The organism is Streptomyces sp. NPDC057287, assembly GCF_042667905.1.
Classification (GTDB): Bacteria; Actinomycetota; Actinomycetes; order Streptomycetales; family Streptomycetaceae; genus Streptomyces.
Map to the genome: position 1 here is coordinate 15,046 of NZ_JBHUYV010000030.1, position 13,517 is coordinate 28,562.

Genomic DNA, 13,517 nt, shown 5'->3' on the forward strand with positions numbered 1-13,517 from the left:
ACTTCCATGACAGATTCCTGGGCCGCTTTCGGTGCCGACCTGCATATCGAGCCGATCGGCTCGGGCCTCCGCAGCGGGCTGATGGACGCGCTTCGGGAGGCCGTGCGCAGCGGACGACTGACGCCCGGCACCCGGCTGCCCTCCTCCCGGACGCTGGCCGCGGATCTCGGGATCGCGCGCAACACCGTCGCCGACGCCTATGCCGAGCTCGTGGCCGAGGGCTGGCTCACCGCACGCCAGGGCTCGGGGACCAGGGTCGCGCGGCGGGCCACGGCGCCCGTGCCCGCCGGCCGGGGCCCCAGGACCAGGCCGGTGAGGCGGCGCCCCGTCCACAATCTGATGCCGGGGTCCCCGGACCTCTCGGCCTTCCCCCGCACGGAATGGCTCAAGGCGGCCCGGCGCGCCGTCACGAACGCTCCCGACGCGGCCTTCGGATACGACGATCCGCGGGGACGCGTCGAGCTGCGGACCGCGCTGGCGGACTATCTCGCGCGGGCCCGCGGGGTGTACGCGGACCCCGAACGCATCGTGATCTGCTCCGGGTTCGTCCACGGGCTCACCCTCATGGGCAAGGTGCTGCGGCGCCACCAGGTGCGTGGGACGGCCGTCGAGTCCTACGGGCTGGACATCCACTGGAACCTCCTGGCCGAGGCGGGGCTGGCCACCCCGTGCATCCCGGTGGACGGGCTGGGAGCCAGGACGGGGACGCTGGGGGAGGCGCCGGGCGTGGGCGCGGTGCTGCTGACCCCCGCCCACCAGTTCCCCACCGGCGTCCCGCTCCACCCCGACCGCCGGGCGGCGGCGGTCGACTGGGCGCGTTCCTCGGGCGGACTGATCCTGGAGGACGACTACGACGGCGAGTTCCGCTACGACCGCCAGCCGGTGGGCGCGCTGCAGGGCCTCGATCCGGAACGGGTCGTCTACATGGGGACGGCGAGCAAGTCGCTGGCGCCCGGCCTGCGGCTGGCCTGGATGGTGCTGCCCGAGGGGCTGGTGGAGGAGGTGTGCGAGGCGAAGGGCGGCTTCGACTGGATGTCCGGCGTGCCGGACCAGCTGACCCTCGCCGAGTTCATCACGTCAGGAGCGTACGACCGGCATGTGCGGGCCATGCGGCTGCACTACCGGCGGCGCCGCGACCAGCTCGTCGAGGCGCTCGCCGAGCGGGCACCGGAATTCCGGGTGAGCGGCATCGCGGCCGGGCTGCACGCCGTGCTCGAACTCCCCGAGGGGTCCGAGCAGGCGGTCGTCCAGGCGGCCACCTGGCAAGGGCTCGCGCTGGAGAGGCTCTCGCGCTTCCGGCACCAGGACGCGGAGCCCGGGCGCGACGGACTGGTCATCGGCTACGGCACGCCGTCGCACAGTGGTTGGGCAGGCGCACTGGACGCGCTCTGCCGGGTGCTCCCGTAGGCGGGGTGCCGAAACACGTGGAGGGACCTGCCGACACCGGGTTTCAGCCTCAAGCACGGTGCATCTAATCTGACTGGCAGTTCGCGGGTGGGCAGACGCCGGCGCGTGGGTACCACGGGGAGATCAACATGGACAAGCGCAGGCTCAGGTCGAGCACCGTCGTACTCGGCGGCATGGGGGTACTCGCGGCGACACTCACCGCGTGCAGTTCGGAACCGGACGAGCGATGCGTCGATCGGGTGACCCAGGAGATCCTGCCGAACTACGAGTGCGAGGACAGCAGCGGCCACGGCACCTACTACTACGGCGGCAGCAGCCACAACAACCGGGTCTCCGGCGGCAGTTTCAACAAGTCCGCGGTCGAACGCGACGGATTCGGCTCCTCCGGCTCCAGCGGCGGCTGAGGCTCTCATGGAACGCCGCACCATGGAGCCGCGCCCCGGCTGGCAGGAGACCGTCGAGGAGCAGGGGCTGATCTACCCCCTCACCCGCTACCCGGACGGATCTCTGCGCCCGTACTGGGACGAGAGCGCCTGCTACGTCTTCTCCCTGCCCGAGGTCGAGGCGCTGGAGGAGGTCGTGGAGGAGCTCCATGCGATGTGCCTCGCCGCAGCCGCGCACATCGTCGAACACGACCGCTTCGCCGATCTCGGCATCACGGATCCACGGCTGGCACGCCTGATAGCCGAGTCCTGGCGACGCCGTGCCGAACTGCCCTCCCTGTACGGCAGGTTCGACCTGCGCTACGACGGCACCAGCCCGGCCAAGATGCTGGAGTACAACGCCGACACCCCCACGTCGCTGGTGGAGGCCGCCAGCCCGCAGTGGTTCTGGATGGAGGACCGCTTCCCCGGGGCGGACCAGTGGAACTCCCTGCACGAGCGTCTCGTCGACGCGTGGAGGCGCCAGGCCCCGCTGCTGCCGCCGGGCCCCCTGCACTTCGCCCACTCCGACGGCGACGAGCTGGGCGAGGACCTGATGACGGTGGCCTACCTGCGGGAGACCGCCGCGCAGGCGGGGATCGCCACCGAGGCGCTCTCCGTCGAACGGATCGGCTGGGACCGGCTGTCCGGCCGCTTCGTCGACGAGAGGCTCCGCTTCATCCGCAGCTGCTTCAAGCTGTACCCGTGGGAATGGCTGGCGACGGACCGCTTCGGACCCCATGTGCTGGACACCCTCGACAACGGCGGAGGCACCGGCAGCACCTGCTGGATCGAACCCGCCTGGAAGATGCTCCTCTCCAACAAGGCACTGCTGGCCATCCTCTGGGAGCTCTACCCGGACCACCCCAACCTCCTGCCCGCCTATCTCGACGGCCCCCGCGAACTGGCCGGGGCCGCGGGGTACGTCGCCAAGCCGCTGCTCGGCCGTGAGGGCGCCGGGGTCACCGTCCACGAACCGGGCAGCGCCCCGGTGCTGCGCGATGAACCCTGCTGCTACCAGGAGCTGGCACCGCTTCCCGATTTCTCGGGCAATCGTGTAGTGCTCGGTGCCTGGGTGGTGGAGAACGAGTCCGCCGGGCTCGGCATCCGGGAATCGGCGGGGCTGATCACGGACGAGTACGCCCGCTTCCTGCCCCACGTCATCCTCTGAGCCGGTAGCCGGCCGAGCTGACCCCCGGCCCGTCCGGGATCAGCCGGCCAGCACGCCGCGCAGCTGGTCCAGGCCCCAGTCCAGGTCCTCCTTGCTGATCACCAGGGGCGGGGCGATCCGGATCGTGGAGCCGTGGGTGTCCTTGACCAGCACGCCCCGGTCCATCAGCTTCTCCGAGATCTCCCGGCCGGTCCCGAGGGCCGGGACGATGTCGATCCCCGCCCACAGCCCTCGGCCCCGCACGGCCTCCACCGCACCGCCGCCGGTCAGCAGGCCCAGCTCGTGGTGGAGGTGATCGCCCAGCTCGGCCGCACGCTGCTGGAACTCACCGGTGCGGAGCATCGCGACCACCTCCAGGGCGACCGCACAGGCCAGCGGATTGCCGCCGAACGTGGACCCGTGCTCGCCCGGCTCGAAGACACCGAGGACCGCGGCGGACGACACCACGGCGGAGACGGGCACCACCCCGCCGCCCAGCGCCTTGCCCAGGACGTACATGTCGGGCACGACGCCCTCGTGCTCGCACGCGAACGTCCGGCCGGTGCGCCCCAGGCCCGACTGGATCTCGTCCGCGATGAACAGCACATTCCGGTCCCGGGTCATCTCCCGCACTCCGGCGAGATATCCGGCCGGCGGGACCAGCACCCCGGCCTCGCCCTGGATCGGCTCCATCAGCACCGCGACGGTGTTCTCCGTCATCGCCTCGCCGAGCGCGGTGAGGTCCCCGTACGGCACGATCTCGAACCCCGGTGTGTACGGGCCGAAGTCCGCCCGCGCCTCGGCGTCCGTGGAGAAGCTCACGATCGTGGTCGTCCTGCCGTGGAAGTTGTCCGCGGCCACGATGATCTTCGCCATGCCGTCCGGCACTCCCTTGACGCGGTAGCCCCATTTGCGGGCCGTCTTCACCGCTGTCTCCACCGCCTCCGCCCCCGTGTTCATGGGGAGGACCATCTCCATGCCGCAGAGCTCGGCGAGCTGCGTACAGAACTCGGCGAACCGGTCGTGGTGGAAAGCGCGCGACGTCAGCGTCACGCGTTCGAGCTGCGCCTTGGCCGCGTCGATCAGGCGTCGGTTGCCGTGCCCGAAGTTGAGTGCCGAGTAGCCGGCGAGCATGTCGAGGTAACGGCGCCCCTCGACATCGGTCATCCAGGCGCCGTCCGCCGAGGCGACGACGACCGGCAACGGGTGGTAGTTGTGCGCGCTGTGCGCTTCTGCGGAGGCGATGGCGGTTTCCGTGGTCGACACGGGATCTCCGTTCGTCGTGCGGCGTGGGCGTGGGTGGTGCCCACTTTGTATCGTCGGTCGGATTCGCGACCGGGAAACCTTCAGGGCGCGGCGCGCCTCGCGGCCGCCCCTCCGGGGTCGCCCTCGCGCTTCCGCCGCACCGACCCGAGGTCAGCCGTCGAGGAGCTCCTGGCGCCGGCCGGGCTCCCTCCGGCCCGCTCCGGACCGCAAGGCCGCCAGAGTGAGCGCCGATCCCACGGCCAGACCGGGTATCGCCCACCACCAGTGGTCCAGGAGCGCGGATGCCCCGGAGTCTTCCGGCGGGGACTCCGCAGCCCGCTCCGCCGGATGCGCCTGCCCGTCTCCCCGCTCGAACAGGCCCTCGCTCTCCCAGGGCTCCGGGTAGAGGGCGGGCCCCGCCTTCGAAGCGTCCGGCCGGCCCATCAGGCCCAGTGCGTCGAAGAGCGCTACCAGCCTCTCCGGCTCGGCAGCCCGGTGCCACAGCCCTCTGTACGTGTCGGGGACCCCGGTGGCGGTGTGGATCCAGACGGTGCCCGGATCCTCACCGGGAAATATCCGGTCGGTCCTGGCCGGCCGCAGATCGAGCGCCATCCAGGTCACATTGATCTGCCGCGTGCCCACCGAGCCGTCCAAGGACGAGGGCTGCGCCCGCTCGCCCACGCCCTCCGGACCGAGCAGCTTCTCCAGCACGCCGTATCTCGCATCGGAGCCCGCGAGCGCCGCGGCCTCGCCGCTCGACGGTGAGGTGAGCAGGACGCTCGTCGAGCCGCCGGCCGACGCCTCGGCCGTGGGCAGCAGCCCCAGACCGAGAGCCACCGCGAGAACGGTCACCCGACGCGACCACCGCGCCATTCTTCCCATCGCTCCCGCCACCGGCCTCCCGGACCTCTCTGCTCCCGCCACCGGCCTCTCGGACCTCTCTGCTCCGGGCACCGGCCCCGACCTCCCGGACCTCTCTCCGCGCACTGCTGCCGGCTGCTGCTGCCTTCGCATGTCGTCCCCCCGCCGCCGACCCGCCCGGCCTCTCCGGACAGCGTCGCCGTGAATACACCGGCCGGGGGCCTGAGGTTCCATCCGGTGCGGCCGGCCTCACCGGACCGCTCAGAGCGTGGACTCGGCGATCTCACGTGCCCGTTGCACGGAGTCCACGCCCTCCAGCCGAAGAGTCGTCCGCCCGTCCCGCATCCACAGCAGGGTCGGCCCGGCGGTCCGTTCGCTCCTGACCCAGCGGTCGCCGTCCTTCCCGACCATCATGAATTCCAGGAGGTGAGGCTCCGCGAACCACGCCCCGGACGAAGGGCCCCGGACCGCGGTGCCGTCTCCTCCGTCGCCGTGCTCCAGCTCCAGCCACTGCGGCCGGGTGCGGACCTGTTTGATGAAGTACGGATCGAGGCCTGCCGCGAATTCGTCGAGGCGTATCGTCCGCCCGTCCTCCCGCCAGCACAGTGTGACCATCGTCCGGCCGTCCGGCAGACCGGTCACCGCGGCCGAGGCCGGTGGCCCCAGCCTGCCGGGCACCACAGGCCGGAAGCCCGCGCGCCGGGCCGCTTCGGAGAGGGGCAGCGGGACGCCGCAGTCCGGCCCTCCCGCCCCCTGACCGGGAAGAGCGTCCGGCGGCTCCGGGGCCCACCGCACCGCGACCCCGCCGAAGTCGAACCACTCGACCACCGCCGCTCGCACCGGCGGCGTGAGCACCAGCACGACGAGCAGCCCCGAGACGGCGGCGGCCAGGACCCGGAGGTGCCGGCGGAACCATGCGCGGATCCGCTCCAGGCGCCCCGGGGACTCTCGCCGGGGCGTGGGCACCGCTTCCGCGACGATCTGTGCCAGGACCCGCTCGGCCATCGTGGCGCCGTCGGTGTCCGGCACGTCCAGCCCGCCGCCCAGTGCCATCAGCTCGGCCCGCAGCCTCGCCCGCCGCCCGTCCTCCGGCCGCTCGGGCCGCTCGGGCTCATCCCCGTCCGTCACTCTGCTCACCGCTCCCACCTCCTCCCCCTTCGATCCGCTCGCCCCGCTCCGGGCCCAGCTGCCCGCCGAGGCGGCGCTCCAGCTTCTTCAGCGCACGGTTCAGCCGGGACTTCACCGTCCCCAGGGGCCAGCCGAGGGCCTGCGCCGTCTCCGCCTCGCCCATCTCCAGGAGATAGCGGCAGGTCACCACCTGGCGATGCTCCTCACCCAGCTCGTCCAACGCTGCGGTCAGGAGCGTCCTGCGCTCCTGCGCGAGAGCTACCGCAGCAGGGTCCGCCGCGTCGGGTATCACCGGGTCCGCCCCCTGGTAGCAGGCCTCACGGCCGACCACCGCGCGCGCACGCCCTGCCGAGCGGACCGTGTTTCTCGTCTCATTCATCACGATGCGCAGCAGCCACGGCCTGAAGGGCGCGCCGTCCCGGAAACGCCCCAGGGCCTGGTACGCCTTGAAGAAGGCGGCCTGTACGACGTCCTCCGCGTCCGCCCCCGCTCCGAAGGCGACCGCCGCCCGCAACGCGACCCCCGTGTGAGCGCGCACGAGCTGCGCGTATGCCTCCGCGTCCCCGGCGCGCACCCGGGCGATCACCTCGGCGTCGCCGTCGGCACCGCCCTCGGACGGCGCTCCGGCGCGCCCGACAGCACCGCCCCCGCCCCCGTCGTCGATGGTGCGGCCCTCCTCCAGGCCCGGCTCCGGAGCCCCTTCCCGCGTCCTCACATCTTTCATACACCGGTTGCCGGAGATCGGTTCCACACCTGAGACAATGAGTTCATGGCCTCTGATCGACCCCGCGTGCTTTCCGGAATCCAGCCCACCGCAGGCTCGTTCCACCTCGGCAACTATCTCGGTGCGGTCCGCCAGTGGGTGGCGCTGCAGGAGTCCCACGACGCCTTCTACATGGTGGTGGACCTGCACGCGATCACCGTGCCGCAGGACCCGAAGGAGCTCCGGGCCAACACCCGGCTCGCCGCCGCCCAGTTGCTGGCGGCCGGGCTCGATCCGGAGCGCTGCACCCTCTTCGTGCAGAGCCATGTGCCCGAACACGCCCAGCTCGGCTGGATCATGAACTGCCTCACCGGTTTCGGCGAGGCGTCCCGCATGACGCAGTTCAAGGACAAGTCCGCCAAGCAGGGCGCCGACCGCGCGACCGTGGGCCTCTTCACCTACCCGGTCCTCCAGGTCGCCGACATCCTCCTGTACCAGGCCAACCAGGTCCCGGTCGGCGAGGACCAGCGCCAGCACATCGAGCTCACCCGGGACCTCGCCGAGCGTTTCAACGGCCGCTTCGGCCCGACGTTCACCATCCCGGCGCCGTACATCCTCAAGGAGACGGCGAAGATCTTCGACCTGCAGGACCCGGCGATCAAGATGAGCAAGTCGGCGTCCACGCCGAAGGGCCTGATCAACCTCCTGGACGACCCGAAGGTCACCGCCAAGAAGGTCAAGAGCGCCGTGACGGACACGGACACCGTCATCCGCTACGACACGGAGAAGAAGCCGGGCGTCAGCAACCTCCTGAGCATCTACTCCACCCTCACCGGCACGGCCGTCACGGACCTGGAACAGAAGTACGAGGGCAAGGGGTACGGCGCGCTCAAGACCGACCTCGCCGAGGTCATGGTGGAGTTCGTCACCCCGTTCAGGACCCGGACCCAGGAATACCTGGACGACCCGGAGACCCTGGACGCCCTCCTGGCCAAGGGGGCGGAGAAGGCCAGGACCGTCGCCGCCGAGACCCTGGCGCAGACCTACGACCGGATGGGTCTTCTGCCCGCGAAGCACTGAGTCCAAGGACCCTGGCGAGAGCAGGGCCGAAGGGGCCACACTGACGTCGGCACGACCGAAGAACGACCTTCGACGATTGAGGAGAACGATGTGGGGACCGTAACGCTTGGCGTTTCGATCGCGGTCCCGGAGCCGTACGGCAGCCTGCTCCAGGAGCGGCGCGCGAGCTTCGGGGACCCTGCCGCGTACGGCATCCCCACCCACGTCACCCTTCTCCCGCCGACCGAGGCCGAGGCGGGCGACCTTCCGGCGATCGAGACCCACCTCTCCCAGATCGCCACGGCTGGCCGCCCCTTCCCGATGAGGCTGTCGGGCACGGGCACCTTCCGCCCGCTCTCGCCGGTCGTCTACGTCCAGGTCGTCGAGGGCGCCTCGGCCTGCTCCTGGCTCCAGAAGCGGGTCAGGGAGGCCTCCGGGCCCCTGGTGCGCGAGCTCCAGTTCCCGTACCACCCGCATGTGACCGTCGCGCACGGCATCGCGGAGGAGGCGATGGACCGTGCCTACGAGGAGCTCTCCTCGTACGAGGCGGCCTGGACCTGCGGGTCCTTCGCGCTGTACGAACAGGGTGCGGACGGCGTCTGGCGCAAGATCAACGAGTTCCCGTTCGGCGCCGGCGGGGGCGCGCCCGCCGTGCCGGCCCAGGGCGGCAGCTCCGTTGACCAGCCGTCCCTGCGCCCCTGAGCCCGGAACCGGTCTTATCCGGTCAGGCCTGGCCCGGTCAGGCCTGATCCGGCCGTCACCGGCACCGGTCTGATCCGGCACAAGGTCTGATCCGGCACCGGTCTGATCCGGGCACAAGGTCTGCTCCGGTCCAGCGCCGCACCCGCACCCGGAAGCGCCCGCCCGCCTGACATCGGCAGGCGCCCCGTCCCGAGGGAGCCGGGACGGGGCCTACCGCACCGGCAGCCGTCGGAACAGTGGACGTGGCACGTGCCGCAGAACCGACATCACCACCCGAAGAGCCCCGGGTACCCAGACCGTCTCCGAGCGCCGCCTCAGTCCCGTCACGATGGCGTCCGCGACCGCGCCCGGTGTCGTGGCGAGCGGTGCCTCCTCGCGTCCCGCCGTCATCCTCGACCGCACGAAGCCGGGGCGCACGACCATCACGTGCACCCCTGTCCCGTGCAGCGCGTCGCCGAGCCCTTGCGCGAAGGCGTCCAGGCCCGCCTTGCTCGAGCCGTAGATGAAGTCGGCGCGCCGGGCGCGTTCCCCGGCCACCGACGAGAGCACCACCAGCGACCCATGGCCCTGCGCCTGAAGTGCGCCGGCGCACACCAGCCCGGCGGAGACCGCTCCGGTGTAGTTGGTCTGCGCGACTCGCACCGCGGAGAGGGGTTCCTCCTCGTCGCGGGCCTGGTCGCCCAGGACACCGAAGGCCAGCATCACCATGTCGATGTCGCCCTCCGTGAAGAGCTTCCCGAGCACCTCCTCGTGGGAGGCCGGATCGAGCGCGTCGAAGGCGACGGTACGGACATCGGCGCCCAGCTCGCGGAGCCCGGCAGCAGCTCGCTCCAGGGCGGGGGAGGGCCGTCCGGCCAGCCGGACGATCCTGGTGCGGCGGGCGATCAGCCGCCGCGCGGTGGCCAGGCCGATCTCCGAGGTGCCGCCGAGAACGAGCAGGGACTGCGGGGCACCGAAGGCGTCCTTCACGGGATAACTCCTAGCGGGGATGACGGAGAGCACGAAGCGAACGGAGGAATGGCAGGGGAATGGAGCGGCACCGGTGGGAGCGGAGAAGCGGCGGGCCCGGGCCGTGAACGGAAAGGGGGACACGCGCACCGGACAGGGCTATGACACACGCACCGGACAGGTCCCTGGAGCGGCACGGCTCCCCGGGGACGGCCGCACACAGGGGCGGCGGATCAGAGCGCGAGACGGCGGGACAGGTCCGAGCGGAAGGCGCCCGTCGGGTCCAGCGTCTCCCGCAGGGCCCGGAACTCCGGCAGCCGCGGGTACATCGCGGCCAGCAGGCCGGGTCTCATCCGCGCGTCCTTCGCCAGGCAGACTCGGCCGCCGGCAGCCGCCACCTCCTCGTCGAGCCCGTCCAGGAGGCGTGCCAGACCGGGCAGACCGGCCGGCAGCCCGAAGGATAGCGTCCAGCCGGGCGCCGGGAACGAGAGCCACCCGGGACCGCCTTCCCCGAACCGCTTGAGCACGGCGTGGAAGGCGGGGGCCCGGCGCAGAGTGAGCTGCCGGACGATGCGGTGCAGGGCCTCCTCATGGCCGGCTCCGACGGTGAACTGGTACTGCACGGAGCCGGATCTGCCGGGGACACGAACCCAGTGGGGGGCGTCCATGGGGTGGAAGAAGGTGGAGATCCTCTGGAGCTCCCCGGTCCGCGAGGCGGGGGAGCCCCGGTAGCGGAGCTCGTTCAGGAGCGCCGCCGGGGTTCGGCCGAGCAGCCCTTCAGGCATGAGGGCGGCTGCTCCGGGCAGCTGCCCCGGACGGAAGGCGAGCGCTGCGCGCCGGGCGCGCGCCGGAAGCGCGTCCAGGGGTGCGTGCTCCCCACGGGTGACGACCGCCCGTCCCGTGGACCTGCCACGTGCCAGGAGGTCGATCCAGGCCGCGGCGTACGGGGTGCGGTCGCCACAGGCGCCGAGCCGGGCGAGCGCACCGTCCAGATCGGCCGCCCGCGCGGTGTCGACCGACATCAGTGAGGTGGCGACGGGGCGCAGCCCGAGCGTGGCGGAGAGGATGACTCCGGTCAGCCCCAGGCCGCCCGTCGTCGCGGCGAACAGGTCGGTGCCCGGCAGGACCGTGCGGACCTCCCCGTCGGCGGTCAGCAGCTCCAGGGACCGCACGTGCCGGGCGAAGGAGCCCGCCGTCCGGTGGTTCCTGCCGTGCACGTCGGAACCGATGGCGCCGCCGACGGTGACCTGGCGGGTCGCCGGGGTGACGGGGAGGAACCAGCCGAGGGGGAGCACTGTCTCCATCAGGCGGTGCAGGCTCACCCCGGCGTCGCAGACCACCGTCCCGGCGACGGCGTCAACCGCGCGGATCCTGTCCAGCGCGGTCATGTCGACCACTGATCCGCCCGCGTTCTGCGCGGCGTCACCGTGGGCGCGGCCGAGGCCCCGGGCGACGACCCCGCGGGGCCCGCGGCCCCGTACGGCGACCGCGGCGTCTTCGTACGTACGGGGGCGGAACCGCAGCGCGGTCGTCGGGGCGGTGCGGCCCCAGCCGGTCAAGGACACCGTGTCGACAGACATGGTTGTGACCGTATCGCCCGAGAAAACCCTTTTGGTGGATTTGTTACAGCACTCACCGAAATGGGTGATTGGTGTCCCGGGAGGCTCCGGACAACGGTTTTCTGCGCCCGGACGGGTACGCGTACGTCATGGACTGGCTGAAGAAACTACCCGTCGTCGGGCCGTTCGTCGTACGGCTCATGGAGACGCACGCCTGGCGCTCCTACGAGACGCTGGACCGGGTCCACTGGGCCCGGCTCGCGGCGGCGATCACCTTCCTCAGCTTCCTGGCGCTCTTCCCGCTGATCGCGGTCGGCGCCGCCATCGGCGCCGCGCTGCTCTCCACCGAGCAGCTCGACAAGATCGAGGACAAGCTGGCCGACCAGGTCCCGGGTATCTCGGACCAGCTCGGTATCGACAACCTCGTCGCCCACGCGGGCACGGTCGGGCTGGTCGCCGGTCTGCTGCTGCTCTTCACCGGCATCGGCTGGGTCGGCTCGATGCGGGACTGCCTGCGCGCCGTCTGGGAGAAGGACGACCTGGACGAGGGCAATCCGATCGTCCGCAAGCTCAAGGACGGCGGGCTGCTGCTCGGCCTCGGCGGCGCGGTGCTCGTGACGCTCGCCGTCTCGACCGTCGCCTCCACGGCCATCGGCTGGACGGTCGACCGCCTGGGCATCCCCGAGAACGGTGTGGGCGGGGTGCTGCTCCAGCTGGCCGCGGTCGTCGTGGCGGTCTTCGCCGACTTCCTGATCCTGCTCTACCTGCTGACCCTCCTGCCCGGAGTGGAGCCGCCGCGCCGCCGGCTGATCGTGGCCGGGCTGGTCGGCGCGGTCGGCTTCGAGCTGCTCAAGCTGCTGCTGGGCAGCTACATGCGGGATGTCGCGTCGAAGAGCATGTACGGCGCCTTCGGCGTGCCGATCGCACTCCTGCTGTGGATCAACTTCAGCGCGAAGCTGCTGCTGGTCTGTGCCGCCTGGACGGCGACACCGAGCAAGGACGAGGGGGCGGTGGACGGGAGGGGTGCGGACGTCAGCGACGGGGGAGGCGACGAGCCAGGTCGGGCAGCGGCCAGCGCCGGTTGACCAGGAACACCCCACCTGCCAGGACCACCAGCGCTCCGCCGGCGATGGACAGCGCCGTCCATACCCCGTTGGTGCCGGCCGGTCCGGCGGCGGCCGCGGCTGCCGGGTGCTTCTTCTCGGCCTTGTCCGCCCCCGCGGCGGGTGTCGTGTCCTTCGCGGGCACGGCGGACTTCGGCGGCACCAGCTCGCCCACCGGGGTCACCTTGCCCTCGGCGGCGAAGCCCCAGTCGAGCAGGTGGGCGGCCTCCTTGTAGACGGCGTGGCTCTCCTCGGACGAGGGGTTCATGACCGTCACCAGGAGGACCTTGCCGTCGCGTTCGGCGATGCCGGTGAAGGTGTTGCCCGCGTGCGTGGTGTAGCCGTTCTTGACGCCCGCGATGCCCTGGTAGGGATCCACCCCGATGTCACCGGTGATCAGCCGGTTGGTGTTCTGGATCTCGAAGGACTCCCGCTTCTTCCCCTTCTTCTTCCCGCCGGGGAACTCCGCCGTCGCCGTCGCGGCGTACTCGCGGAAGTCCGCCTTCTGCATGCCGCTCCGGGCGAACAGCGTCAGGTCGTACGCGCTGGAGACCTGCCTCGGCGCGTCGTAGCCGTCCGGCGAGACGACCGTCGTGTCCAGGGCCTGGAGCTCCTCCGCGTGCCGCTGCATCGCGGCGACCGTCGCCGGCACGCCGCCGTACATCTCGGACAGCACGTGCACCGCGTCGTTGCCGGAGCGCAGGAACACGCCGAGCCACAGGTCGTGGACCGTGTAGGAGTAGTCCTCCTTGACCCCCACCAGGCTGCTTCCCTCGCCGACGCCCGAGAGCTCGTCCTCGGTCACCAGGTGGGTCATCGTCTTCGGCTGCAGGGCGGGCAGGACCGTGTCGGCGAAGAGCATCTTCAGGGTGGAGGCGGGCGGCAGCCGCCAGTGCGCGTTGTGCGACGCGAGCACCTGCCCGTCCTCCGCGTCGGCGACGATCCAGGACCGCGCGCTGAGTTCCTTGGGAAGGACCGGGGCGCCCGGTCCCAGGTCGACCTGGGTGCCCACCTCGCCCAGCCGCTTGCCGCCCACGGTCGACATCTGACCGGTCGGCTTCGGCTGTTTGTCGTCGGTCTTGTCCTTGTCGGCCGCCCCCGCGGGACTGACGACACATACGGACAGCAACGCGGCAGAGAGGACCGTCATTACGGTCTTTTTCAGAGCAGGCACGGTCGGAAACGTACAGGGCGTTGCCGAGGATGGGGACACGGATGGCCTGACCCGCC

13 protein-coding genes are annotated in these 13,517 nt (G+C 71.5%); 6 read left to right on the forward strand and 7 right to left on the reverse strand.

Annotated features, from left to right (window positions below; translation table 11 throughout):
• Positions 1 to 6: 6 nt before the first annotated feature.
• The 3 genes from ACFUNE_RS36160 to ACFUNE_RS36170 all read left to right on the forward strand — a co-directional run bounded on the left by ACFUNE_RS36160 (position 7) and on the right by ACFUNE_RS36170 (position 3,000).
• Entirely contained in the window at positions 7 to 1,407 is a 1,401-nt protein-coding gene (locus ACFUNE_RS36160; protein WP_383576979.1) for a PLP-dependent aminotransferase family protein, read from the forward strand.
• A gap of 128 nt (positions 1,408 to 1,535) precedes the next feature.
• Entirely contained in the window at positions 1,536 to 1,811 is a 276-nt protein-coding gene (locus ACFUNE_RS36165; protein ID WP_383576981.1) for a hypothetical protein, read from the forward strand.
• Positions 1,812 to 1,818: 7 nt separating this feature from the next.
• Positions 1,819 to 3,000 carry a glutathionylspermidine synthase family protein gene (locus ACFUNE_RS36170; RefSeq protein ID WP_383576983.1) on the forward strand — a complete coding sequence of 394 codons (1,182 nt, stop codon included), beginning with the start codon at positions 1,819 to 1,821 and terminating at the stop codon, positions 2,998 to 3,000.
• 39 nt (positions 3,001 to 3,039) lie between these two features.
• Here ACFUNE_RS36170 and rocD read toward each other — a convergent pair whose 3' ends face one another.
• The 4 genes from rocD to ACFUNE_RS36190 form a co-directional block, all read right to left on the reverse strand.
• On the reverse strand, positions 3,040 to 4,245 hold the full coding sequence (gene rocD / locus ACFUNE_RS36175) for an ornithine--oxo-acid transaminase (protein WP_383576985.1): 1,206 nt from the start codon (positions 4,243 to 4,245) through the stop codon (positions 3,040 to 3,042).
• Positions 4,246 to 4,395: 150 nt separating this feature from the next.
• Positions 4,396 to 5,061: a hypothetical protein gene (locus ACFUNE_RS36180; protein WP_383576987.1), complete on the reverse strand. Its 666-nt coding sequence runs from the start codon at positions 5,059 to 5,061 to the stop codon at positions 4,396 to 4,398.
• A gap of 285 nt (positions 5,062 to 5,346) precedes the next feature.
• Positions 5,347 to 6,222, reverse strand: coding sequence for a hypothetical protein (locus tag ACFUNE_RS36185; RefSeq protein ID WP_383576989.1), 876 nt, complete (start codon positions 6,220 to 6,222; stop codon positions 5,347 to 5,349).
• Positions 6,197 to 6,937 carry an RNA polymerase sigma factor gene (locus tag ACFUNE_RS36190; protein WP_383576991.1) on the reverse strand — a complete coding sequence of 247 codons (741 nt, stop codon included), beginning with the start codon at positions 6,935 to 6,937 and terminating at the stop codon, positions 6,197 to 6,199. Before ACFUNE_RS36190 ends, ACFUNE_RS36185 begins: the two co-directional genes overlap by 26 nt.
• Positions 6,938 to 6,982: 45 nt before the next feature.
• Here ACFUNE_RS36190 and trpS point away from each other — a divergent pair, with 45 nt between their 5' ends.
• Positions 6,983 to 7,996, forward strand: a complete 1,014-nt coding sequence (trpS, locus tag ACFUNE_RS36195) for a tryptophan--tRNA ligase (RefSeq protein WP_383576993.1) — start codon at positions 6,983 to 6,985, stop codon at positions 7,994 to 7,996.
• Between the two features lie 90 nt (positions 7,997 to 8,086).
• Positions 8,087 to 8,677 (forward strand): 2'-5' RNA ligase family protein, encoded by a 591-nt coding sequence (locus tag ACFUNE_RS36200; protein ID WP_383576995.1) that lies wholly within the window; start codon positions 8,087 to 8,089, stop codon positions 8,675 to 8,677.
• 210 nt (positions 8,678 to 8,887) lie between these two features.
• On the opposite strand, the gene ACFUNE_RS36205 is transcribed toward ACFUNE_RS36200, so the two are convergent.
• Positions 8,888 to 9,646, reverse strand: coding sequence for a decaprenylphospho-beta-D-erythro-pentofuranosid-2-ulose 2-reductase (locus ACFUNE_RS36205; RefSeq protein ID WP_383576997.1), 759 nt, complete (start codon positions 9,644 to 9,646; stop codon positions 8,888 to 8,890).
• Positions 9,647 to 9,858: 212 nt separating this feature from the next.
• Positions 9,859 to 11,205, reverse strand: coding sequence for an FAD-binding protein (locus ACFUNE_RS36210; RefSeq protein ID WP_383576998.1), 1,347 nt, complete (start codon positions 11,203 to 11,205; stop codon positions 9,859 to 9,861).
• Between the two features lie 128 nt (positions 11,206 to 11,333).
• Here ACFUNE_RS36210 and ACFUNE_RS36215 point away from each other — a divergent pair, with 128 nt between their 5' ends.
• Complete coding sequence (locus tag ACFUNE_RS36215) at positions 11,334 to 12,269, forward strand: YihY/virulence factor BrkB family protein (RefSeq protein WP_383577084.1); 936 nt, start codon at positions 11,334 to 11,336, stop codon at positions 12,267 to 12,269.
• Here ACFUNE_RS36215 and ACFUNE_RS36220 read toward each other — a convergent pair.
• Positions 12,217 to 13,461: a D-alanyl-D-alanine carboxypeptidase family protein gene (locus ACFUNE_RS36220; RefSeq protein WP_383577000.1), complete on the reverse strand. Its 1,245-nt coding sequence runs from the start codon at positions 13,459 to 13,461 to the stop codon at positions 12,217 to 12,219. The two genes, ACFUNE_RS36215 and ACFUNE_RS36220, sit on opposite strands and share 53 nt — an antisense overlap.
• Positions 13,462 to 13,517: the final 56 nt, after the last annotated feature.